General features: G+C 36.9%; 22 protein-coding genes. 6 read left to right on the top strand and 16 right to left on the bottom strand.

What is annotated here, in order from left to right; all coding sequences use genetic code 11:
• Nucleotides 1-6: 6 nt before the first annotated feature.
• Nucleotides 7-198 (bottom strand): 50S ribosomal protein L32, encoded by a 192-nt coding sequence (gene rpmF, locus QOL44_RS06385; RefSeq protein ID WP_045086611.1) that lies wholly within the window; start codon nucleotides 196-198, stop codon nucleotides 7-9.
• A 73-nt stretch (nucleotides 199-271) separates the two neighbouring features.
• The gene (locus tag QOL44_RS06380) at nucleotides 272-724 is read right to left on the bottom strand and encodes a YceD family protein (RefSeq protein WP_009061391.1); all 453 of its coding nucleotides are present in this window, start codon (nucleotides 722-724) and stop codon (nucleotides 272-274) included.
• 138 nt (nucleotides 725-862) lie between these two features.
• On the opposite strand from QOL44_RS06380, the gene nrdR reads away from it, so the two are divergent.
• From nrdR to QOL44_RS06355, 5 genes are all read left to right on the top strand, one after another.
• On the top strand, nucleotides 863-1,363 hold the full coding sequence (gene nrdR / locus QOL44_RS06375) for a transcriptional regulator NrdR (RefSeq protein WP_009061393.1): 501 nt from the start codon (nucleotides 863-865) through the stop codon (nucleotides 1,361-1,363).
• 13 nt (nucleotides 1,364-1,376) lie between these two features.
• A complete protein-coding gene (locus QOL44_RS06370; RefSeq protein WP_009061395.1) occupies nucleotides 1,377-1,730 on the top strand; it encodes a histidine triad nucleotide-binding protein in 354 nt (117 codons plus the stop codon).
• Between the two features lie 191 nt (nucleotides 1,731-1,921).
• On the top strand, nucleotides 1,922-2,719 hold the full coding sequence (locus QOL44_RS06365; protein ID WP_009061397.1) for a hypothetical protein: 798 nt from the start codon (nucleotides 1,922-1,924) through the stop codon (nucleotides 2,717-2,719).
• A 66-nt stretch (nucleotides 2,720-2,785) separates the two neighbouring features.
• On the top strand, nucleotides 2,786-3,958 hold the full coding sequence (locus QOL44_RS06360; RefSeq protein ID WP_244229047.1) for a cysteine desulfurase family protein: 1,173 nt from the start codon (nucleotides 2,786-2,788) through the stop codon (nucleotides 3,956-3,958).
• Nucleotides 3,955-4,722, top strand: coding sequence for a phosphatase PAP2 family protein (locus tag QOL44_RS06355; RefSeq protein ID WP_009061401.1), 768 nt, complete (start codon nucleotides 3,955-3,957; stop codon nucleotides 4,720-4,722). The genes QOL44_RS06360 and QOL44_RS06355 overlap by 4 nt, the downstream gene beginning before the upstream one ends.
• Before the next feature lie 181 nt (nucleotides 4,723-4,903).
• On the opposite strand, the gene QOL44_RS06350 is transcribed toward QOL44_RS06355, so the two are convergent.
• The 3 genes from QOL44_RS06350 to QOL44_RS06340 all read right to left on the bottom strand — a co-directional run bounded on the left by QOL44_RS06350 (nucleotide 4,904) and on the right by QOL44_RS06340 (nucleotide 9,306).
• Nucleotides 4,904-6,106 carry a glycosyltransferase gene (locus QOL44_RS06350; protein ID WP_009061402.1) on the bottom strand — a complete coding sequence of 401 codons (1,203 nt, stop codon included), beginning with the start codon at nucleotides 6,104-6,106 and terminating at the stop codon, nucleotides 4,904-4,906.
• Nucleotides 6,107-7,334: 1,228 nt separating this feature from the next.
• Nucleotides 7,335-8,768: a type I glutamate--ammonia ligase gene (gene glnA, locus QOL44_RS06345; protein WP_009061404.1), complete on the bottom strand. Its 1,434-nt coding sequence runs from the start codon at nucleotides 8,766-8,768 to the stop codon at nucleotides 7,335-7,337.
• Nucleotides 8,769-8,961: 193 nt separating this feature from the next.
• Entirely contained in the window at nucleotides 8,962-9,306 is a 345-nt protein-coding gene (locus tag QOL44_RS06340) for a P-II family nitrogen regulator (protein ID WP_009061406.1), read from the bottom strand.
• Between the two features lie 441 nt (nucleotides 9,307-9,747).
• Between QOL44_RS06340 and QOL44_RS06335 the strand changes: the two genes are divergently transcribed.
• Nucleotides 9,748-11,139, top strand: coding sequence for a dihydrolipoyl dehydrogenase (locus QOL44_RS06335; RefSeq protein WP_009061409.1), 1,392 nt, complete (start codon nucleotides 9,748-9,750; stop codon nucleotides 11,137-11,139).
• 211 nt (nucleotides 11,140-11,350) lie between these two features.
• On the opposite strand, the gene QOL44_RS06330 is transcribed toward QOL44_RS06335, so the two are convergent.
• The 11 genes from QOL44_RS06330 to QOL44_RS06280 form a co-directional block, all read right to left on the bottom strand.
• On the bottom strand, nucleotides 11,351-12,010 hold the full coding sequence (locus tag QOL44_RS06330; RefSeq protein WP_009061411.1) for a hypothetical protein: 660 nt from the start codon (nucleotides 12,008-12,010) through the stop codon (nucleotides 11,351-11,353).
• A gap of 313 nt (nucleotides 12,011-12,323) precedes the next feature.
• On the bottom strand, nucleotides 12,324-12,992 hold the full coding sequence (locus QOL44_RS06325) for a class I SAM-dependent methyltransferase (RefSeq protein WP_228343282.1): 669 nt from the start codon (nucleotides 12,990-12,992) through the stop codon (nucleotides 12,324-12,326).
• 476 nt (nucleotides 12,993-13,468) lie between these two features.
• Nucleotides 13,469-13,969: a hypothetical protein gene (locus QOL44_RS06320; RefSeq protein ID WP_009061414.1), complete on the bottom strand. Its 501-nt coding sequence runs from the start codon at nucleotides 13,967-13,969 to the stop codon at nucleotides 13,469-13,471.
• Nucleotides 13,935-16,412, bottom strand: a complete 2,478-nt coding sequence (locus QOL44_RS06315) for a hypothetical protein (protein WP_009061416.1) — start codon at nucleotides 16,410-16,412, stop codon at nucleotides 13,935-13,937. The genes QOL44_RS06320 and QOL44_RS06315 overlap by 35 nt, the downstream gene beginning before the upstream one ends.
• The gene (locus QOL44_RS06310; RefSeq protein WP_009061417.1) at nucleotides 16,409-19,072 is read right to left on the bottom strand and encodes a VirB4 family type IV secretion system protein; all 2,664 of its coding nucleotides are present in this window, start codon (nucleotides 19,070-19,072) and stop codon (nucleotides 16,409-16,411) included. Before QOL44_RS06310 ends, QOL44_RS06315 begins: the two co-directional genes overlap by 4 nt.
• A 41-nt stretch (nucleotides 19,073-19,113) precedes the next feature.
• A complete protein-coding gene (locus QOL44_RS06305; RefSeq protein WP_009061419.1) occupies nucleotides 19,114-19,521 on the bottom strand; it encodes a hypothetical protein in 408 nt (135 codons plus the stop codon).
• Nucleotides 19,518-19,985 carry a hypothetical protein gene (locus QOL44_RS06300; RefSeq protein ID WP_009061421.1) on the bottom strand — a complete coding sequence of 156 codons (468 nt, stop codon included), beginning with the start codon at nucleotides 19,983-19,985 and terminating at the stop codon, nucleotides 19,518-19,520. The genes QOL44_RS06305 and QOL44_RS06300 overlap by 4 nt, the downstream gene beginning before the upstream one ends.
• A gap of 26 nt (nucleotides 19,986-20,011) precedes the next feature.
• Nucleotides 20,012-20,356 (bottom strand): hypothetical protein, encoded by a 345-nt coding sequence (locus QOL44_RS06295; protein WP_009061423.1) that lies wholly within the window; start codon nucleotides 20,354-20,356, stop codon nucleotides 20,012-20,014.
• Between the two features lie 94 nt (nucleotides 20,357-20,450).
• A complete protein-coding gene (locus tag QOL44_RS06290) occupies nucleotides 20,451-21,245 on the bottom strand; it encodes a hypothetical protein (protein WP_009061425.1) in 795 nt (264 codons plus the stop codon).
• A 77-nt stretch (nucleotides 21,246-21,322) separates the two neighbouring features.
• Nucleotides 21,323-22,087 (bottom strand): hypothetical protein, encoded by a 765-nt coding sequence (locus tag QOL44_RS06285; RefSeq protein WP_009061427.1) that lies wholly within the window; start codon nucleotides 22,085-22,087, stop codon nucleotides 21,323-21,325.
• Between the two features lie 23 nt (nucleotides 22,088-22,110).
• Nucleotides 22,111-23,277 carry a hypothetical protein gene (locus tag QOL44_RS06280; RefSeq protein WP_134372879.1) on the bottom strand — a complete coding sequence of 389 codons (1,167 nt, stop codon included), beginning with the start codon at nucleotides 23,275-23,277 and terminating at the stop codon, nucleotides 22,111-22,113.
• Nucleotides 23,278-23,603 lie beyond the last annotated feature (326 nt).

Raw genomic sequence — 23,603 nt, 5'->3', positions numbered from 1 at the left:
ATTGAGTTAATGTTCATCACTCGTTTTTAGAGTGAGAACTTGTCGGCCATTATACATTCCCGTTGCTGGATCCACATGATGGGACCTTACCCAGTTTCCTGTTTTTTTGTCCTTAGAAATCCCTGGAGGAGTCCAACGATTGGCCGCCTTTCTTGATCTTTTTTTGGCCTTTGAAGTAATTCTTTTCGGTACGCCCATAAATCTTCCTATGGTTTAAAGTTATAACTATACTTTTAAAATACTTTTTATGTTTTTTTGAAAATGAAAGTGTCTATCTTTTTATAATTTTTTCAAGTATTTTCCAAATGCCTGCGTCATGAATGGATGTCTCTTTATGCTGATCTTCAAAAAGTTCCTTGCCAAAACAACCATTTGCAACTTCAGGCCCACAAAAACCAATCATTGGCAAGGCCAACAATATATCTTCTCTTATTCTGTTGGATAGATCAATTACCTCTGGAAAAGGGGCATGAAGTTGTAGGGAAAAATTGGAAATTTCGATCGGATATTCAAACCATTTGCAGCATCTGCCACATTGAATAAGCACGGATGTTTTTAAATTTCCATTAAAATATATCTCTTCCTCATCTTTGTAAGCAGTGAGATGTATTTGAATTGGGGCATGCTCTTTTATATGGGGTTCTTTTAAATCAAGTAGGGAAGCATGAATCGAGCTATCAATCACCAATGTTTCTGCGGCAAGAATGGAAGTAAGAATTTTCATACAATTGCAAAGGGTTGAGGTTTAAGTAGGAAAAAGCACGAAAAGCTTGTAAAATAGTCAATTTTATCTATTTTAAAAATAGCGTTAATGGTTGATCTCAGTAATTGAATAAAATATGATTATATTGTCATTTCAAGTATGAAATGTATGAAATGCGGAAATATGGAGGATAAAGTTATAGACTCCAGGCCAATAAAAGAGGGCAGATCGATTCGAAGACGTAGGGAATGCTTACAATGTGGATTTCGATTCACTACCTATGAAGAAATCCAAGAAATTGAACTTTTAGTCAAAAAAAGAAATGGTTTGATTGAACCTTTTGATAGAAATAAGCTGATGCTAGGAATTCAAAAAGCATTGGAAAAAAGGCCAATAGATCAAGCTCAAATTGAAGATTTTGTTGATCAAATTATAGAAGAATGTAGTACCGAAAAGTCTTCCATTATTCCTTCCTATTTGATTGGCACAAAAGTTATGAATAAACTGAAAACTATTGACGAAGTAGCTTTTATCCGTTTTGCTTCTGTCTATTGTAAATTTCACGATGCGGAAGATTTTATGAACGTCATTTCAGAACTTAAAATGAATGAAGCTCGATCAAAAGATATTCCTATGCTTTCTCCAGCTGCTTCCCAATAGGAAAAATTGTGCTATGCCTTCTCTTTTCAGTCAAATCATCTCTAGGAAAATACCAGCCGATATCCTCTATGAGGATAGCCAATGCGTTGCATTTCGTGATATACATCCCGTAGCCAGAGTTCACGTTCTTATAGTGCCTAGGAAAGAAATTCCCAGACTTGGCGAAGCCTCTGAGGAGGATATTCCCCTTTTAGGACATCTTCTTTTGACGGCTAATAAAGTCGCTACTCAGCTAGGAATTTTTCATTCAGGCTTTAGAGTCATTATCAACAATGGTCCAGATGCAGGAGAAAGCATACCTCATCTTCATGTTCATTTGATTGGAGGAGAACCGTTAGGTTGGGGACATGGGGGAACCAATATTTAATGTTTTTTGGTTGGAAAAATACGAAGAGGAGTGTTTAATAGAACAAATAGGAAAAATTAATTGACTATTGGGTTTAATGTAAGAGTTCAGATGGGAGTTAAATCTTCCTGGATGAAAGAAACAAAGAGCTATTTTTTTCTTAGAAACTGAATTTTTGAAGGGATCTAAAGTATTTATCAAGGAGTTATACTATGCATGAAGAAGCTTTTCAGACTTCTGATACTCCTGAAATAGAAAAGTCGACCTTTTTTCTGGATATTAAAAAGGGCTTCTCCCAAATCTTTTCTGATCCATGGTGGTGGCTGAAGGTTTTGATCGGAGGAATTCTTCTCATTAATCCTTTCCTTTTAGCGTTAATTCCTAAAATAAGCTCCTCTCACAGTGCCGAAAAACTACCAAGCACTTTTTTAGGACTTCTTATCATTAATGTATGCACTTTCTGGTTTCCTCTTGGATTTACTTTTGAAGTTCTTCGAAGAGCTAAAACCGGTAAGCTAAATCAACTGCCGGAATGGAAACTTTCTTTGTTATGGAATTATGCTAGGGAAGGAGCCGCTAAATTGACGATCGCTTTGACAACTCTTATCCTTCCCGCTATTCTTTGGATTGGAATTGTTTATTACATTTTTATCCAGCTTTTGGAGTTACCTTCTAGCCTTTTATCCCTTTTCATCCCTCCAATTCTATGGTTTGTTATTCCTTTTTGCGCTGTAGCTTGTTGCCGGTGGCTTGATGGGGTAAATGTTTTTGATTGCGCTTTAAATTTTCCAGAAAATTTTAGGATTTTTGCCCTTTCAAAAACTGATTACTTGATTGCTTCAGCATTTCTTTTAGGCATTAATTCGTTAACAATGGCCTTTTATTATACCATCCCTTTTGGTGCTTTTTTGGGTCTGTGCCTAGTCGATACTTGGTTTGGTCCTATTTATACAAAAACTGTAAAAAAACATAAATCTTCTTTATATACCTTAGACAGCACCCAACGATGATTTTTACTAGAATAATGGGCATCAACAGTTCAATACATGGAGCGTTCTATAGACAAACTAATTTTTTTGGATCACCAATCTGTTTCTCCTGTTTTTAAAGAGGCTTTAGAACTTTTCTATCACTATTCCCTCGAACCTTTTTCGCCCCTCAGTATACATCAACTGGGAATTCAATCAAAAAAGACTTTAGAATCAGCTTTAGAGTCTTTTAGTTCTTTTATCGGATGTTCTCCCGATGAACTCGTATTTACTGGTGGAATATGGGAAGCAATTATCCTTGGAATTGAAGGGTTTTGGAGAAAAAATTCGCTCAGAGGCAAACATATTCTGACAAGTCCTATCGAACAAAAACCAATCTTGTTGCTTTTAGATAAACTAAAAAGGGAGGGTGCCCAACTTACCCTTCTGCCAGTAGATAAGGAAGGAATGGTTGACCCCAAAGCTATCGAAGAGTTGTCAACGCCACAAACCATCCTTTGCTGTCTTCAATGGGTTAATCCTGAAATAGGAACCATTCAAAAGATAAAGGAAGCTGCTGAAATTTGTGAAAAAAAAAGCATAGCTTTCTTTTGTGATGGTTCTTATGCCGGAGGCTGGATTCCCATTGACTTAAAAAAAATACCTATTTCGCTTTTGGCTATTAATCCCAATCAATTCAATGGGCCCAAAGGAATTGGAGTACTTTATATCAGACAAGGAATAGAAATAGAACCGATCATTCCAGGACTCAATAAAGAGTTAGGATTATGGGGAGGAACAGAAAATATGGCTTCCATTGTGGCTGCTGCTAAAGCGGCTGAAATTACAACAAAAATTTTTAAAGAAAAAATAGAAAAAATTGGCTATTTTCAAAAATTGATCTGGGAAAGAATTTCTGCTAGCATCCCAATGGTATCTCTCAATGGTCCACAGCTTGGTCCAAACCGTTCCATCCAGAATTTGAATATAAGTCCCGAATTTATTGGTGGAGAAGCACAGGTATTAAGTTGTGATATGAAAGGAGTTTTGCTTTCAAGCGGGCCTAGTTGTGTACAAAAAAATTTGAGAATTTCCCATGTATTTAAAGCTGTGGGGTTGGAGTACCAAAAGGCAATGTCCAGTGTAAGAATCAGTTTGGGAATTACTACAACCAAAGAAGAAATCGAAAGATTTCTTGATATTTATATCGGAGTGGTTACCAAACTCAGAGAGATGTCTATTGGTTGGAAAAAATTTCTTTCTAAAAAGAATAGCGAATGAAAAATGAATGTTTTCGGTTTTATCAACTTTCAAAAAAGAAATTTTTAGCTGTTTTTGAAGTTCTTAAAAATCTACCACCAACAATAAAATTAGGTTTTCCATTAGTCTGGTTTTTAAGTGTTATTCTAGCATTTCAGCTGGATTTTCTATTTTACAGTTTTTTTTTAATAAAAGGAGATTCTCTTTTTCACGTTTTTGCTGAAAAAATAAGTTATTGGGGTGACTTTCCTCAAGGAACAGTTCCTCTTTGCGTGAGCATCTATTTTTTAGGAATTTTATTTAAAAAAGAGAAATTGAAAGAAGTGGCCATTGGATGTTTCTTTTCGGCCCTTATTGCTGGAGCATTGGTTGATTTAGGAAGAAATATCTTAGGACGCGCCCGACCTTCGGCAAGTGCAACCGAAGCCATAAAAGAATTAGGATATATTCCTTTGCCTATTGTTAGTTTTAAAAGAATCCATCCAAATGGCTCTTTGGTCGATGGCTTTTATGGCATCCAGTGGTTGACTATGTTCCATGGTTTTCCTTCTGGACATGCAGCAACTTCCATGGCAACTGCAGCTAGTTTTTTAGGACAAATGCCTAAGTTAGGATATTTTCTGGTTTTTTTGGCCTTTTTAGTTTGTTGGTCCAGAATGGCATTAGGGAGACATTATTTTTCAGATGTTATGGCGGGTGGCCTTGTGGGGTTTCTATTAGGATTCATATTTAGCAAATCGGAAATCCAAAATTATGGAGTTGCTTTTCAAAAAATTGAAAAATGAAAAAAGAAAAACTGATTTTTATAAAAATTTGGAAAAAAAGGGGAGTTTCATGCTGACAGGTTGAAGATTTTATTCATAAAGAAAAAATGAAAAAAATGATGCTAAATTAATTTCTTGTTGAGAAAATTATAAATTTTTTTTCATAATTTTTGAGAAGCCCTATCGCAGAAACAATATATGCTTAGCTAGCATATCTAAGAGCGCCTTTCTGTATGAAAGAATTTGAAATAGCTTCATAATAGTAATACCAGAGTTTTTCAAATGATCTTCTCCAACTGTATTTTTGATGCACATTCAACGCGAGGTTTTTCCCGATTGTTTTTAGATCTAATGTTCGCATTTTTTCTACAGCTTCGGCTAAGGAACGAAAGTCTTTTCTATCTGCCCAGTACTCATTGAATCCTTCCCCGACTAAATCCTCCATATGCGTTCCACGGAATCCTACTACTGGACAGCCACAAGCTTGGCTTTCGATGGTTACTAATCCAAATGTCTCAACGATTCCAGGATGAATAAAAAGATCTGCAGACCGATAATAATCGGCGAGTTCTTTTTTCGAATCTACTCTTGGAATCCAACAGATTCTATTAGAGGCTTTTATCGCTTTGAGAATCTCATTCCTTAAGGGGCCGTCACCTATAATTAATAACCAATAGTCTTTTTTAGAGGAATAATCCTGAAGAAAAAAAAATGTTTTCAGCAATAAACCAATGTTTTTTTCCTTTGCTAGCCTGCCAACATATAATAACAGAAAAGCGTCTTTAGGAATTTCGAGTTTTAACCGATAGTTGTACTTTGGAGGATCAGGAGTAAATGTTTTGGTATCTACTCCCAGGCTGAGATGAACTCCGTTTTTGATACCCCAGCTTCGCAGTAAATTTAAGAGAGAAAGAGTAGGGACAAAAGTAAAGTCGAATTGATTGTAAATTTCCTCTGCATACCAGCGAGAAAAGGTAAAAAAAGCCTTTTCTAAAAAAGAATTTTTCCAACCAAAATAGGTTCGAACATAAGCATCAGGAAAATGAGAATGGTAGTAGCCAACAACAGGAACTTTGAGTTTTTTTGCAGTCCAAGAAACAAGCCAGGAAGATTGGTAAGGATCCCCGGCTTCTATAATATCTGCTTTTATCTCATGCAAGAGATTGATAACTTCTGTTAGGTTCAATAAAATCCTATGTTGAGAAAACTGATTGATTAAAGGAGACTTAATACTAAATACGTGGATAGGGGGGGCATGAATAGAGAAAGTTTTTTCTCCCGGAATTATGAGAAAATGCTCATCTTCTTTTTTTTGACGGATATAATCCTGCTTTTCATCTATATATCTTTTGACTCCTCCACCAGGAGCATAAAACTGTGTAATGTCGCAAATTTTTATTCCCATTTTGTCCGCAATAAATGGAAAAACAATTTAAGTGCTTTCATTTTTTAGGCATATCTTTATAGGATAACAACTTTAAAAAATCATTTTTCTTTTATTTTGATTTGATCATAAAATTATTTCTTCCTTTCTTTCAACTTATATAAAAAAAAGAGAGAATCCCTATTCATTAATGAGCTGTTAGCGAGTTAACGATTGGGAGATCAGATGGAGTGTTAAAAATTTTTTTTCTAACCGTTGCGTAACTCTTAGGAGCATGTCTCCGATATACATGGCAAAACGATATACAGGGAAAAATAAGATATAAGTAAGTGTGGTAAAGCTAGATTACTCTCTGATATCGGAGGCAAAGAGCATCTCTTGTCCATATTCAACCCACACTGCAATTAGCATGATATCAAGGAAGTCTGCACGATGAACCTATATTCGCTGAAGAGGTTTAGAACACTGATTGGTTGGAGCGTAAACAGGCAGTAGCGAAAGGCCTCGGGAAGGCGTGTTGCCCGCCAAACGGACTCTGACAAACCGTCAATACTACACCACGGGGACTGTTGTGGGTGGTCGGCTAAAAGACAACGAGAGCGTCGCACAGCTCCTACACAAGAGTCTCCAGTGCCGGGCAGAAGGAAGATCTCAAGGATCAGCGGGAAGAACTAGAATGGTCTTGCCTGGTTCAAAGTAAGATGGTGGACAAACGGCTGGAGGCTTGAATGCAGTGGACTAAACTGCAAGAGAAAGAATTTCCTGCATCTAATGGAGATGAGGGAACGGGAGAAATCTCCGAGATCGTGGTCGTAACATGGGCGTAGGCAATGGTACGTAGGGTTGGATTCGACTTTGGCACAAAATAGATCTGAGCGCAACCGCTCAAGATAGTAGCAGCGACGTTCTCCGCCGTGTGTGCTAGAGGCAAGAGCTCGCCCTCGTGTTCCTATGGCCGCTACGTTTGGGCAGCATCACTCCCAGGAACTCGGCGGCCTCTTGAATGCTGTCTATCTCTTGCGCGACATGTTCAAACTATACATTCCTGCGCGAGATAGTCCAATTTTATGGAAACTGTTTAAACCCGCATTTGCCGAAAAGAAAAGTAAAAATCGAATGGCACAGTAAGTGATAGATCAGTTCATATGAAAAGGCATATGGATAAAGTAAATCCGATCAAACCTTATGCACTTATCTATGCCATTCCTCAAATTTATTCTTGGGAGGATCTCCCACCTATCATTAAGCTCTAAATGTCATAATACATATAGAACTCCAATGGATGAGGCCGTATCCTTAGCATATCATAATCCTTTTTGCGTAAAGTTAGCAGTGTTTCAATTGCGTCCTTCGTAAAGACATCTCCTTTCATAAGGAACTCATGGTCCCTCTCAAGGGCATCGATTGCACCACTTAAGGAATCGGGGACTTTGGGAATGTTTTTTAATTCTTCAGGAGGAAGCTCATAGATATTTTTTTCCATAGGCTCTCCAGGATCTATCCTATTCTGAATACCATCAAGACCTGCCATAAGCATGGCTGCACAAGCTAAATAAGGATTGGCAGAAGGATCTGGAGTACGAAACTCGATTCGCTTTGTCTTGGGATTGGCCGAGTAGGTGGGAATACGAATAGCAGCACTTCTATTTCTTGCAGAATAGGCTAGATTGACTGGTGCTTCGAAACCAGGAACAAGCCTTTTAAAGCTATTTGTTGTTGGATTTGTGATAGCGGTGAGGGCAGGGGCATGTTTAATGATACCACCAATATAATGAAGAGCCATTTCACTTAGCCCTGCATACCGGTTTCCAGCAAAAAGAGGTTTGCCTTCCTTCCAGAGTGATTGATGGGTATGCATCCCTGATCCATTATCCCCAAAAATAGGTTTGGGCATAAATGTAACGGTTTTACCATATTTTCTAGCCGTATTTTTTATTACATACTTATACATCATCATATCGTCACCGATCCGGAGCAGGGTATTGTAGACGATATCTATTTCTGCTTGTCCTGCTGTTGCAACTTCATGATGTTGTCTTTCGACTTTGATCCCCATCGATTCGAGTGTCAACACCATTTGATCTCTTAGATCCTGTAAAGTATCCGCAGGGGGAACAGGAAAATAACCTTCTTTATGGCGTATTTTATATCCAAAGTTCTGTCCATTTTCTTTCCCACTATTCCATATTCCTTCGACAGAATCGACTTCGTAATAAGCGAAGTTAGCTTGGTTATCGTATCGAACACTGTCTAATATAAAGAATTCGGCTTCAGGACCGAAATAAGCGGTATCTGCGATTCCAGTACTTTTAAGATAAGCCTCAGCTCTTATGGCAATACTACGAGGATCCTTAGAATAAGTCTGAAGAGTGATGGGGTCATATATTGAACAGATCAAGCTCAAAGTAGGTTCGGCAATAAAAGGATCAATAAAGGCGGTGTATGGGTCGGGCATGACTAGCATATCTGATTCTTGTATTCCTTGCCATCCGCGAATAGATGATCCATCAAAACCTATTCCTTCGGAAAAAGATTCAGGAGTCAATAGGTCTAAACCAATTGTAAAATGTTGCCAAGTTCCTAATAAATCACAGAACTTTAGATTAACCAGTTTTACATTATGCTCCAGAGCAAAAGATATTACTTCTTCTCCAGTGGCACACCTCCTATAATATTCAGCCATCGTTGCCTCCTCTGATTGGGTTAAATTTTGTTATGTTATATCTTTTAAAAAAGAAAATTTAGATCAAAGACTTTGAGAATTATTCTTTTTGAGAAAAAAATCAATTATCTTGAGATAAAAAAACACAGCTACATCCATATGTTCCATCTCTAAGACTGAGAAAAGAGAATTAGAAGCAAATCAAAAAACAAAATCAAATAGCATTTTCACCTTTTTCTTCTGTCCGAATACGTATTGCTTCAGTAACGGGTAGAACAAAAATCTTTCCATCACCAATTTTTCCTGTTTTTGCCGATTTAATGATTGCTTCAGTAGCTTTTGGCAAAATCTCCTCCGTAAGCACTATTTCAATTTTCACTTTTGGTAAAAAATCAACCGTGTATTCACTGCCACGATAGATTTCAGTATGTCCCTTTTGACGGCCAAAGCCTTTGACTTCGGTTACCGTAAGGCCAGCTATACCAATTTCTGTGAGTGCTTCTTTAACTTCTTCCAATTTAAAGGGTTTTATGATTGCTTCTATTTTATACAAAGCCATGTGAATTCTCCTCGTTCGTTCCTTATCAACATTTAATATTTTTTATCTTATTGAGTCAATCATTGATAGAAAACACCAACTTAGTAAGCAAAAACCATGCCACCAATGTTTTTAATTTTCTCTCATTTTCCACACAACCATCCGAACATCTGAGAAATTGTTTGTAGATCATTTTATTGTGGTGAGCAAGGATTTTCTTGGGGTTTACAAAAAAGCGTCAAAAGTGTCAGGGTCTAAAAAAATCCAATAAAAAATAAAAAAACGATTTAGATTTCGGCAACAGATAAGAAATCCCTGTAAATTTTACATAACATATATTGTGCGAAGTAATATTATCTCCTTTTTTCTTTTCGCTTCTTCCATTATGGTTCCTCATGGAACAATTCTTCCCACATGCCTTTTTGATTTGTCATCTACACTCTTTTTTTTATTATCAAGTCTATGGCTACAAACTTAACTGTTGATGTCGCGATTATTGGTGCAGGTGGCGGTGGTTATCCGGCTGCTTTTTTCTTAGATAAAGCTGGATTTAGAGTGTTAATGGTTGATCCAATTGGAAATCTTGGTGGAAATTGCTTGGCTGAAGGCTGTGTTCCATCTAAAGCTGTTAGAGAAGCAAGTTTAATTCGTTCTTATGCAAAAAAATATTCTTTTTTTGGGCTTTTAGGCCCTTCTCCTCAAGTTGATTGGAATGGCATTCTTGCACATAAAGATCGTGTTCAGAACACTCGATATGAATTACATAAGTCAGAGATTCAACAGTCTGGCATACTGTTCTATAAAGGCATTGGAAAAATTGTTGATGATAGAAAAATTGAAGTATGTACTGAAAATGAAAGCTTTTATGCTACTTTTAAACATTTAATTATAGCAACTGGCAGCCGTCCACATACCCTTCAGATTCCTGGAGCTGAACTAACAGTTAGTTCCCATGACCTGTTTAAACTAGAATCCTCAGTCCCCTTTCCCACCAAACCCATCATCATTGGTGGAGGATATATCGGGGTTGAGGTCGCTTCGATGTTTGAAAATTTAGGCTGTAAACCTTCTATTCTTGAATTTTCAAAGAGCTTGATTGGAGGATTTGACAGGGAACTCTCTCAATTTCTCTTCCAAAAACTTCAAAGCAGAATATCGATCGAATTAGAAGCTCAAGTAAAATCTGTAAAAGGTAAAGAAGGAAATTATGAAGTTATTTATGTTAAAAACGATCAAGAAATGTCCTTATTTGGAGATCTTGTTATAATGGCTACTGGTAGAGAATGTGTTAGCCCTGAGGGAATTGAGATTTTAGGATTTCAACATTCTAAGGCTCTATCAGTAACCAATACACTCCAGCTTTATGATTTTCCTCATATTTATGCCCCTGGAGATGTCAATGGAAAAAGTATGCTTTTTCATTCGGCTGTTCTTCAGAGTCGAATCACAGCCCATAACATTGCAGCTGGTGGACAATCAGTTGCCAGAATGGATTGGAAAAGTGTGCCATATGCAGTGTTTACAGAGCCAGAAATCGCGAGTGTTGGATTGACTGAAGAAGAAGCTATTCACATGTATGGGCACCGAATAGAAGTAATAAAGTATGAGTATGCTATTGATGCGCGTGCAGAAATTCTAGGAGAAACGGAGGGATTCATTAAACTTATTTTTGATTGTGAAGATAAAAGGCTTCTTGGTGCTCATATTGGTGGCATCGAAGCTTCTCAATTAATAGCTCCTTTAGCTTTAGCGCTTCGAGAAGGACTCGACGCAGAGGCTTTGGCTCGCGTTGCCTTTCCTCATCCGATGATTTCAGAGGGAATTAATAAGGCAGCCAGAACATTTTCTCCCTAGTTTTTATATAATGCAGATAGGCAAATGTTATTGTGTGATCAACTAAAGATATCTGGAATCAATAAAACTTTTATGAGAAAAGATTACCCATGAACCAAGAATAGCATAAATCTAGGTAAGATTGATCAATGATGATTGATCAATTTCTAGTTTCTTTCTTACCAGCAGGCAATTTTCTAAGCCAATCATAGTTTATAGTCCAGAAAAAGCATCAATGGATTTTCCTTTTAATGGCTTGGAAAATGATTGCTTCTTCTTTAGCTTGGATCCAGGGACCAAATGGCAAATTTTGTTCATCTGCAAATCTCCAATCTACCCTATCTCCAGAATGGATTCCTAGAAAATCTCTTACCGCAGGTGAAACATCAATTCCATAAGGAGCCTTTGGTCTACTATGTCCAAAAACATAACTGGCATCATCAGTAGTCCATGGCCCTACATCCATCCATTGAGCAAAACACCTTTTACCAGTTTCTGATGCTCTTATTTCTATCCATCTCCCAAAACATTTCGAACCATTTCTCTTAGACCATGCTACGGGAACAAACCTTCTAGAAAGCTCTCTATTCGCACTCGATGTATCATTAAATGGCAAGGCAACATAAAAAGGGTTCTCTGTTGGAGCAAACCTTGCTGGAAAATACCCTATCCTTTGGATAGGATGATCAATTCCTCCATAATTATCCCTCCAGTGAGGATCCCAAGAGCTCATAGTTCCAGGTGGACTAAAATGCGCTCCTATCCACGCTGCTCTTTCACCTATCCAAAAAATGGAGGCTCTAATTCCATAGTGCCAATCAGAAGCAAATGTACTCAATGCTACATTTACTAACATGAAGGACAAAAAAGCTTGGATCGTTCGTTTTTTCATTCTTTTCGTCCTTTTTTGTGATTTTGAAAATGAGTCATTGCTTCTTTCCTTGTTAAGGGCTTCAATCCTCTAAAGGATCATTCAACCCACTTCTTAACATTAGGATCCAGCCTTTATCCCTTGTTATTGTCAATCTTAGGATTGAAAAGAAAGTGGCTGGATTTCAGAGACAGGATTTTATGATCTAAATAGAAACTATGTCAATCTTTAAAGTGAAGAATTTAAAAGAAAATTCTTAATAGAGACTTCAAGAGTCGAGCATATATAAGTTGGAATCTCATCTCTAGCCAATATACGAACGCCTGTTAGGCCATCATTCAAAAGTCTTTGACACTTGTTTTGAGTCCTGTTCAGTTAACTTGCGAACGATAACAAAGTTCGACATAAATCTGACGAGTTTAAGATGGGTCTTGTAGCGATCTAAAAAAGCATTTATTGCTCCAACAGGTCCAAGATCACCAGGTGGAGCATTCAAAGCCCATCTTAAGTGTTTTGTCATTCTATATCGATTGCAAATAATCACCCCTCCCTGTCTGACTCTATCCCAAACGTTGATAAGATCATCTAACATTATATCACTTCTTCCTGATCCATCGATATAAGCTATATCAATAGAGTTCAATGGTACTTCCTTAATTTTGTCTGTAGACAATCCTTTTAAAATCTTGAACTTATTGGCTTGTCCAGAAAGAGAGACATTATACATGAAGGTATTGTAGGAATGTTCCCCGAAGTCATCTATAATGATTATGGTGGAGGTGGGATCCGTTAAGATATTTTCAAGCATCCAGAGTGCGGATCTGCCTTCATGAACGCCTATTTCAAGATAAGTAAGATTGGGCTTTCCTTTGAATTCAGCGAGGTCTTCTCTCCAAAATGGAATTCTATCTGTAAAAGTATCTCTGGTAAATTTATAAGGCTTTAAATAAATTGCGGCTGACAATTGGGAACTAAGGAATAACGGATTTTGAAAAAAACTCAAACACGAAAATACAAGAAGCATAAAGAATAGCAAATTTATTTCATTTTTTAAATTTGTCTCATTCTGTAGCTGAAGACTTTTTGGATTAGAATTCTTTTCTTTTATAACTCTCATAAAACTAAAAAAAATTTTTCATTCACTAAAGAACCCATCGGTAAATTTTAATAACATTTTAAGCTTTAGATAAAGTAACATATTAAAATAAATAATGGCCTAAAGTCTCCTTTAGGAGAAAATAACATTAGGAAAAAATCCTATTTTAAGGCTTCATGAATTTGGTTTTCCCTGGAGAGTTTTATCAATACAAAAAATTTTAGAGGCTTTATGATCATAAATAAAAATAAACCTATTAATATATTTAATGATAAATAGTTTCTTCCTCTCTTTGTATGACTCTTCTTCTTTAAAATATGAGGTGGGCCGAAGTAAGAGGTTTAAAGGTTTGACATTAAACCTAATAAGATTGCATAGAAAAATCATCGAAAAACGGGAACGGTTTGGTAGCTGCCAGGATATTCCACTCCGCTTGCCTCGTCTTTCCTGGAAGGAACGTAACTGGTTCTGTAGGTTGGAGCATTAACTTTTTTCCCTTCTGCAGGCAATCCATATTCAGCTTCCCGTTTCCACTTTTCGTTAAGTATTTCTGCGGTAGCCTCATTTTTCCCATCAATAACTCCTTGTTGGTAAGCAGTCATTCGTTTTTTATCAAAATATTTGTTGAGAGCATAAGCTCCAACAGCTCCAACTCCTGCTCCAACTGCTCCGGCCGCATTGGATTTTCCAATTTCTTTTCCCGCAAAAAAACCAGCCGCACCTGCTGCACCAATACTCCCATAGCGTACAAGATTATCACCGGTTTGAGCCATAGGCCCATCATATCGATTGTAAACCTGAGTGGAACACCCATTAATCAAAAAATAACATGATAAAAAAAGGCATCCCTTATGGAAGCGCATACAGAATTTTTTGAGACTCATTGTCAATCCCTCCTGTTTTATCTACTAATAGGTTTTCCCAAAAAATTCTGTCCGAAAGAATGGCATCCATAATTGCTTCTTCTATTTTCCGAACTTCTTTTTCCCAACTAATCTCTCCCCCTATGGACTTGCCAATATGAGTAATAATAGCTTGCAAAAGAAATGGATTTTCTCTCATGGCTGTAGCTAAAGAATCAGTCCATATCTCCATTGCTTCTTTTTTGGATAACATCCATTGAGCCACTATAGGTGCCTGACCTCCATATTTAATTACTAGAAATACCGATCTGTTCCAATGTTCAGCGAATTGAGGACTTTCTAACCACCTCGTAAGAAGATTTCGCATAATCACAGGATCTTGAGCTATGACTTCTCGAAGATCTTCTGTGGGAGTTCGACCATTGGCAACGGCAATTTTTTGAGCAATTTTTCTTTCTTCATCTCTTTCCAAAGTATTTTCAGTGGCAAAAACCAGGACATTATTAAGATCGCTAAGTCCATCACACCCAATAATCGCTTCAAGGACCCTTTTTCTTTTTTCTTCATCCTCCCAAATGATATCCCAATTAGAGGCGCATATATCAGCCAGCTCATAATTCCACGAAGCTATCCCTTGAAGTATAAGTTCCATTTCTTTTGCCGTAACAAGAATGTTGGTTACTCTTTCTATTGCTGTTTTTGCTGCAGGAAGAGCACATACTCCACGGTACCATTTCCAAAATTCTTCTTTATCGGTTAACCAGCAGTTTTTTAAAATTTTTCTTAACGACTCAGGAATGATCGTTTCTGCCCAAAGCCTATTTATTATGTGTTCCCAACCCGGTCCCATCGCCCATTTAACAAAAGAATCGATGTAATATTGAGCTTCTTCTCCCAAAACAGGTTCTCTTTTTTCAATAGCTTCCTTTAATTGATCCTCTGCTCGCTTAAGCCACGAGTCATATTGTTCTACAGATATTTTGTGTTCGGGTTGATTACAAATCCATCTACCAAAAGCATCAAACGATTCTTGATCATTGTTCAGAATACTTTCAAGCCAAGCTAAAGCACACTCTGGAGAATACTGGATAAGGAGAGGAAAAAATTTTTCAATGATAGGTGCCTTTCCTGTTTTTGAATAGATAAGATCAGCCCATGCTTCATCATTTCTTAATAAATAATGGCCTATTGCATCTCCTATGGAAAAAAGATCAGCTCTAGTCAATTGACCGTTTTGAAAAGCTTTTCTTAATGAGGAAGGAGTCGCATTTCTAGTTTGTTCACATAAACTCCAACTGCTGCTTTTCTGGATTTCCCCTTCCCATTTCGGTCCTGCTTCCCATATCCTTTCTATTGCTAGCTTACTAATTGCCTCTTCTTTGCTAAGAGTTTGACAAAGAGCCTCTCTTGTAGCTTCAGAGACTGCTTCAGCTGGGCGAGTAAGATGCCAAAGAATAAAATCAATGAATCTGGGATCCTTATCTACACAGAATAAGAATCGTTTGTAAGCTTCCTCTGCCAGATCAATTCTAAATGGAGTTTTCTTACCCATTAAAGCTTCCCATACCCATAAAGGCCTTCCTTTCAGTTCCTGTTTGATTGCAGTCTTACCAACAAGGTAATGAATAAAAAAATCCTTTCCTTCGTAGGAGTGTAAGGCTTGCTTGAATAATTTAGATAAAGTGTCCCAACTTCTTTTATTTCTTTCTAGCCGATAAGAATATTCATGGGACAAAACAGGATCCTTTCTGACTTGTTCCCAAACATTATCCCAAAATGCATTATAAAAAGTCTCTTCGCTTTTAGGATAGCAGGAAGCTAAAAAATATGCCCCTCGCCCATCATTTCCAATTCTGGAAAGTCTTCTAGCCACTTCCCACTTTTCTTCCATGTTATTATTCTTTACTGGCTTTATATCCACGGCTTTTAAGAGCGTTTCCATAACCAAGTCCGGGAGGGCATCTGGAGCACCATTTTCCCAATCTTTCAACGCAAATAAAACAGGTGGATAACTATTAGGGGTATAGAGCAAATAATTTCTTAATGCCGAAATGGCTTGAGGATTAGATAATAAGGAAATCCATAGCTTTGATTTCCCATCGTGAGCAATCTCTAGAACCTCTCTTTTAGCTGTATCACTTCCGATCCTCAATTGATGGAATCCTTCAGAAAGAGCATCAGCTAAAAGTCCATCTCCTCGAAGAAGGTCATTTTGAATAAGATTTAGTGCTTGGTCTCTTTTTAGAAAATCCAGAATTTCGCTATCCATCCAATCTTTTCGGATGAAATGGTTCGATTCTCCACTGGCTATCATCCATTTTAAGGATCTATCTGACCATCCAGATTCTGCTAAAATAGGATTGAGATCCATCTCTTCTGGGAGCTCCTTGCCTATGGAGGATGCACGGGAAACGATGAAAAAATTTAGAGGCAAAAAGATGCAGAGAAGTACAAGCCGCTTCATTTTTTTATCAAAGACTCATAGGGGACTATACTGGATGCTACTTTTATCTTTTCTTCTCTAATTCCTAATGGATATTTTATAGATAGTGCTTCCAGTGTTTGGCGAATGTCACCAGAAAAGGCTGCTTTGGCCGCATTCCATGCTGGGAAATCATTAGGAGTGGTTGTGGTTAACCAATATTCTTCTGGCTCAATTTCAGCACGAATAACCCCTGATAGAGCATCAGGTCCCCTTCCCCTTAGATAAAAAGCTTCTCTCCATAGTTCTACTTCACCATCTAGATGAACCCTAGCCGCTGACCGTAAATGAGTTAACAGATCCCTTTGACCTTGTGTGAGCTCTAGTTCTTTAACAGCATATTCAATATGATGTTCGCTTCCTTGAGGAAATAAAATCCAAGTGTCAACATTTTGTATGACAGCTTTTGCAACTGATGGATTATCCACAAGATCCAGGATCGCTTGAGATTCTCCAATGACCGCACATCTTTTTTTTCTATAGGTTTTAAAAGCTTCTATAATCAAATTGGCCGTAGCAGGATTAGAGACATGTTGCCACATTTCTCCAAAAACCAACATTTTAAAAATATTGGGGTTGGATAAGATAACATCAGACACGAATAAGACAGCCATTGGAATGAGAGCAGCTGCTAAATCCTTATCCTTAGATATATATTCAAAATCGAAATGAACTACTCTAGTTTTCCAATGAATTTGTGTGGTGCCATTAAACCAACTTTTGTACCTACCATCAATAAAAGCCTTAAGGGATTCAGCCAAAAATTTGGCATCGGATCTATAAGCCATTTGGCGTGAAAAGTCATCTAGCGTTACATAAAAAGCTTTATTTTTTACAGCATTAGAGAAAGTTTGTCTTGTTAAAGATTCAAGAATATTTTTTTCCTCGATGCTCAGACTATTTCCTCTTTGAGAAGTAGCAAGTATTTCCAAACAACTGACTACCTTGGTTAGTTCATAATCTGAAGGCTCTGTCAGTTCACCGCTTTTATTCCTCCGAGTATAAACCTCAAAAGGGTTGAAACATTTTGGTGTAGCCATATCCAGTCTGATAGTTGTTCCACCGCACAGTTCAACGAGTCTATCATAACTGTTGCCTTTATCTAATATCACCAGGATACTATTTTCCAAAAAATGTCTAAGAACAATCAGTTGCGCTAATGCACTTTTGCCAGACCCTTTTACTCCGCTTATGTAAAGCATGGAAGCACCTTCGTTTCTTTTGTCTTCCAAATCGAGAGGAACTAAACCTCCTGTCGTGTTTCCAAAAAGATAAATAGGCTTTTCATCACTTTCTAATCCTCTGCAAATAGGCATCAAATCCGCCGCCATTCTCCCCCTTACAAGAAGAGGCCGAGTAAGCGGGGCATAAACAGCCGGCATTTCACTCATCAACACCGGCAAAAGGCTCGATTGTTCAATCCAACCTTTTGCCCTTGAGAGATCCCCAAAACGATTAAGCAATATTTTTGCTCTTTTTTTGATCTCTTCTTGTTGTTTATGCCAAAAATGAATGGTAAGCTGGATTTGAAGAAGATCATCATCTCCCGAACGAATCTCTCTTAACAGATTCTGAGCTTCTTCTATTTGCATCCATGCTTCGATATTTTGTATCCCCGATTCCCTCCTATTTTCATGAGGTTTATAGAGCATATCAACAAGGTTTAAACCAAGGCGCATCCTTTGATCTGCCCAGTCTATGCGTTTCCTTAGTTTTTCTAATTCTTTTATTTTATCAGTCTTCCTAACCACTAGACTGACACGAACATCACGGAAGGGTAATCCTACGGTTAATTTTTCCATATCCCTGGGACGCGTCTCTAAGGGTAATCCAACCATTGAGACCAATCCATGATAGTAATCCCCAATTTGTAACATGTCTTTATGAATCCTTGCTTCTTGAACCATCCAGGCATCCACAAAGGGCATCCTATCGTAGTCGTAATTTACTTTCATTGTCTCTTCGACAGCTAATCCCGGATTCCACAGCCTAAAAAAATAATCCGCTATTTCATAAGCATCTAGAGGGAAAAACCGTGCAGAAGCTTTTCTTAATATTTCTGCAAACACAGCTTCAGCTGCTTTTATACTTGAGATTGCTGAGTCAAACTGTGTTTTTGAGATCCTTTTTCTTACAGCTTCCGAACTCTCTCTGCTCCCAATACGTAAAAACCATTCAGTTTCTCTCAGTTGATCAGAAGGGGCGACCGTCAAAATCGTGTGGGTTTCAATCCTAACCAGCTTTCTTTTAGCCATCCGTTGATAAAGTCTCTTTGCTTTTCTTTCTCTAAATTCTTTTACTTGTGGATCCGAAGGAATACTAGCAAATGCTTCTAACAGGGGACCATAGTCTCCATTGCACGTAAAAATATGCTGGGTTTGTGAAATTTCATGAGGAAGCTGAGTAAGCAAGAGCCTAAGTTGATTCTGTAGATCGACAAGACGAGAAGGGCTGGCTATATCGGCTTGTGGGAAGTAGGTCCTGTAAAAAGCATGAACCGCACCAAATTTGTCAATAATGTATCTATCGTACAGCCCCGCATAAGGACACGCATCAGCCCAGTCTATGAAAGAAGGAATTCTCTTTTTAGTAAAAAGCTGACTTTTTACAAATAATCGGAAGGGTGAAAGAAAATTTTTCATATAGCTTTTGTGTTTATAAAAAGAAATCTTCTATGAAGGAGTTAAGAATAAGGGATATGTTCTTCAAATATTGATGCAGAGTTATAAGATAACTGAACATTAAAAAACCGGTGTTCATAAATTTTGGGGATCCTATAATAATCAATGATAAAGCGTAAAAAATGGGGAGGTTTATCACTCAAAAAGACTCGAATAAACACGTAGATTATTACGAAAACACAGAGGGAAAAATAAAAGTTATGAGAATGATTATGGACAACGAGAAAAACAGCAGCAGGAACGAAGATTAATGGACCTTCCAATCCCAAGAATGTTTCTTTTTCATTAATTAATCCCACAGATTTGCATACAGGTAGACCATTTTTATCCTTTTCTTTGTCTGTTTTTTGATTGTATGTTGAATAAGGTAAAGATGGAGTAAAAAAAAGATTAGATGGATTTTTCATCATTTTATGCTGTTCAATAAACCATGAACTAAATGAGGACCGGCATAGATGACCGCTGCACCTACTATTGCACCTATCGCAAAAGCAGGGCGTCTAAAAAAAAGCATTAAGCCACCAAAAACTAATAAAGATAGACTAATCCAATATAAATAATCTTGCAAAGAGCTTATAAATCCAGGAATTGGATTATCAGATTGATTATTGGAACTACTCGAATTATTTATAACATTAAAGTAGATTGATCCAAGTGTTTGAGCTGTTAGTAAAATTATCGAACCAGCCACAAATGCTCCCCACCTTTCCATTTCGACAGTATGCAATGCATGATTGATCCCCAGATATACAGTGTAAAGAGATAAGAAAGAAAGAAAAAGGGAAGACTGAAATCCCCATATTTGAGAAAGAGCCTGTTGTAGAGGATCACACAAATAACAACCCCAAAAAATTTCGCTGCTCATCAGAATCATTCCCTTCAATTAAATGAAAATAAGTCTTATTGAGAAACAGCTCGAATTCCATTAGCAAGATGAGGGCCCCCATAGATTACTGCTGCAGCAACCAATGCGCCAATTGTAAAAGCTGGCCTGTTAAAAAACCACATAACTCCCCCAAATACCAATAAGCAAAGAGAAATAAGATAGCCATAATCTGAAAAGGCCATCTGCAATTGTTGCAAAGTAGTAAATCCTTCAGCATCAGCACCATTAAGAGGTGTAACATTTAGAACCCCAGTCCCTCCGGCACCATAGGAAATAGAAGCATTAATAACATAACAAATAAAGATGCTTAATATTGCAATAATAAGTCGTAGCTGAAAAGAATAGTATCTTATTTTCATACTTTCTTAATAGGAATGGAAAGAGGAAATATGACTTTTGTTAAAAAAAATTTTAAGAAAAAGAAAAGAAATAAGAGGTGATTGAGTTGTCCTTTTATTTAAAATTCAGAAGAATTTGATCTGGGTTTTCCATCATCTGTTTGTTTGTCTTGTCGTCACTTTTCTGAAGAAATAAAACTATATCAGGCCATTCATATTGACTTAATTTTTTATAGATGGGATTACTTTGGTTTCTCAAAAAAGATTTAAAAGGAGAATAAACGTTTCTGAAATCGAATAAATTAGAAGAAGCTTCCCATCCCCCTTCCCCAGTCCATATTTCCTCTTTTTTGTTATCTTTGGATTGGATAATTATCCAAATTGGTGAGGCTATAGGCTTAACTTCCCCATTGTCTGAATGGAAAAGACTTAATGTTTGGCATAAGCTGAGAGTCTGATTTTCTCCAAAGTTGGGCCGAATTTCTTCTCCAATGTTCACAGAGGCTTTGAGAAAATAGTGGCCGTCTTTGTTTTTATCTATCCAGATTGGCAAAGACTCGGAAATTTTCCCATCTGGATTAAGCCAACAAACCCAAACAATCCATTTTTCTGTTCGATACGCAAATCTCTTTTCAAAAGATCCTTGATCGAATAGATCCTCTTGTAATTTCAAAAATGAACTCTTTGGAGTAATGCTTGCAGGGGGCTTTTGTTCTCTAGTAATTGTTTTATCTTTTGAATAACTCGATTCTTTTCTTTTGAAAGGCTGAAATAAAAATAAACTACTTCCCTTCCCTAAATAATCAGGTATTTCTTTTGCATTCGAAATAAAAGACAAAAAAATAGGAAACGAAAGCAAAGGGAACATCCAAGCTAAAGGGCCTTTCAGAATTCGGCTTTTTTTAGACATAACTGAATTGATCTTTTATTTTAAAAATCAAAAATTTTTCTTTGAATAAAACAATCCGAAGCTTAGAGCTATTTGAGCTATTTAGGCAAAGGATATTCTTCTTGAGTGTTGGGAAGGATATGCGCCATCGATTGCATATTATTTTTCTGTTCTTTTTCTATGGAATCAATGGATTCTGTTGAAGAGGTTTGTTTGGAAGAATTCTCAGAAGTTGCCAAGTTCTGCAATACCGCTATATTCCGAAGCAGAGCTGCTTGTCGTCTTGAAAGAGCTGCTATTTCCTCTTCATATGCCTTTTTTTGTTGTTGGCCATTGGAACTTACAATGAAGAGTTTCCCATCCTTTGACTCTACATTAAATAATCCAGAGTTTCTTAAAGGAATGATGAGATCGGCGGCGGTAATTCCTACCGGCTCAATGGTAATAATCAGATTACCTCCGATCTCCCTAGCTATTCGTTTAAGCTCCATAAGTTCTGTAATTCGAAAGTCCAAAATTATCGGTTGAAAGTTTTCGTTATTTGGAATTATTGATTGTGTCGGCAATTCTTTCTGGATTTGTTCTTTATTTTCTCCTATCCTGTCTGTCGATTTGTTTTCTCTTGGAATAAGATTAGTTTCATTTTTCTTTAAAGGCTTGCTTTCTTTATTGGATAAATTCGATGAATCTCCTTTTATAGGAAGAGAATGAGCAGATGGATTGGAGAGCTTTAAAGGAAGGCTTATATCTGATCCATTATCAGCCAATAGAGCAATTGAAAATGAGGCATAAGCCCAAAGAATAAACAATCTTAGTTTTGAGGCCGTTAGAGGATTTTTGATTAAAATCATTGTTTTTCTCATTATATTCCATTCCTTTCTATCAATTATGAATAGGATGCAGGATCTTTTTTAGGTTCATTCTTAGATTTTGAAGAGGAAAATTCTGTTTCTGAAAAACATAGGGGGATATTTTTGATTTTTGAAATCATTTTGTAGGTAGTTTTTCCTATGCCATAGCGCATCTTTCTAAATAATCGCGATGCAACTGTTGGCGCTTCATTTGTCAAAGATATTGTCCTGAACATTCCCCACAATGGGATGGTAATCCCCAAGAAAAGAAATAAGGCCAAACAAAAGCTAACTAAACAGTAAAAACCAGCCTCCCATGAAAGCTCCCAAAATCCTAAGAAAACTATTCGGAAAGTTTCGGGCAAAAATTCTAAAAAGGAAAATAAAAAGTAAGTCTTACTCAGAGCATGCCGTATATCATGGCTAGAAGAATGAAAGAAAGTTAAGAAGCCTCCTCCTTCATCAAAAATGGCTCCAAAAAGAGATGTAAACAAGAAATAACACAAAAAAGAAAGGATGATCCAAAGGAAATTAGGAAGGAAAGATAAAAGGAAAAATCGGTAGGATTGTCCCATCAACTGTATATGTGGCTTAAGTGGCAATGTTAATCCAAAACACAAACAGAGGAAAAGAGAAAAAAGCATAAGACATTCTTCGATAAAATTGAGTACAATGGGGATTAAAAGGTAGAAAAAGAGAGAAAGCTGTGAAAAGATATAGGAAAAGAAAAGAACAGAGTGAAAAAATCCTTTACCTGTAGCAATGAGCAAAAAGAGAAGTAATTTTTTTATTTTTTCTGATGGATAGTCATAAGGAAGAAATTTCTGAATGGTTTCTTTTGTTTTGGCTTCCAATTCCTCATATCGATGTGGGAAGTATTTCCAAATCCTTTGGCTCTTTTCTACACTATATTCTAATGAAAATTTCGATCCAAGAGAGCTTTTAGAATTAGTCAACCAGTTATCCCACCATTCTCTAGGATTCTTCCCCTCAATTTTTATTCCTTCTATATTGAGCTGGCCGATATAGTTAACAAGGCCCTGTGGGATAATTCCTTCCATTGGATCAAAAACTATTTTCGGAATTCCAGAAAAAACAGTTATTACAATGAGGACGCAAAGAAGATAATCAGCTGCTAAAAAACAAATTCTTTTTTTTCTAAATATTCTGAGTCCTCCAGCAGCTAAAAGAAATCCGATCAAAAAAGGGAAAGCCTTATAAAAAAAAGCGGTGGCCTGAGTGTAAAAAAAAGAAAAAAATTCACTTTCTTGTTGGTTTAACTTTAGAGCGAGGTCATAGGAATATGTTCGGGAATAAACCTCAACATTTTCCGCTCTAATCGATGGAAGAAAAAATAAAGGAAAAAAAACGAAAAAGAAAAAAAAGGATCGAATTACTTTCATAAGTAATGGGTGATTCGATCGAGTACAGAAAAAATATTTTTTGAAAGCTTTAGATGACTGAAAATAAGCCTAAAGCAAGGCCATAAAGAATTAAGGAAGAATAAAAATCAAATTTAATATTTAAA

The organism is Candidatus Methylacidiphilum fumarolicum (assembly GCF_949774925.1).
Taxonomy (GTDB): domain Bacteria; phylum Verrucomicrobiota; class Verrucomicrobiia; order Methylacidiphilales; family Methylacidiphilaceae; genus Methylacidiphilum; species Methylacidiphilum fumarolicum.
Note: the sequence above shows the minus strand (reverse complement) of the source record. Positions and strands in the feature narration are given on the sequence as shown.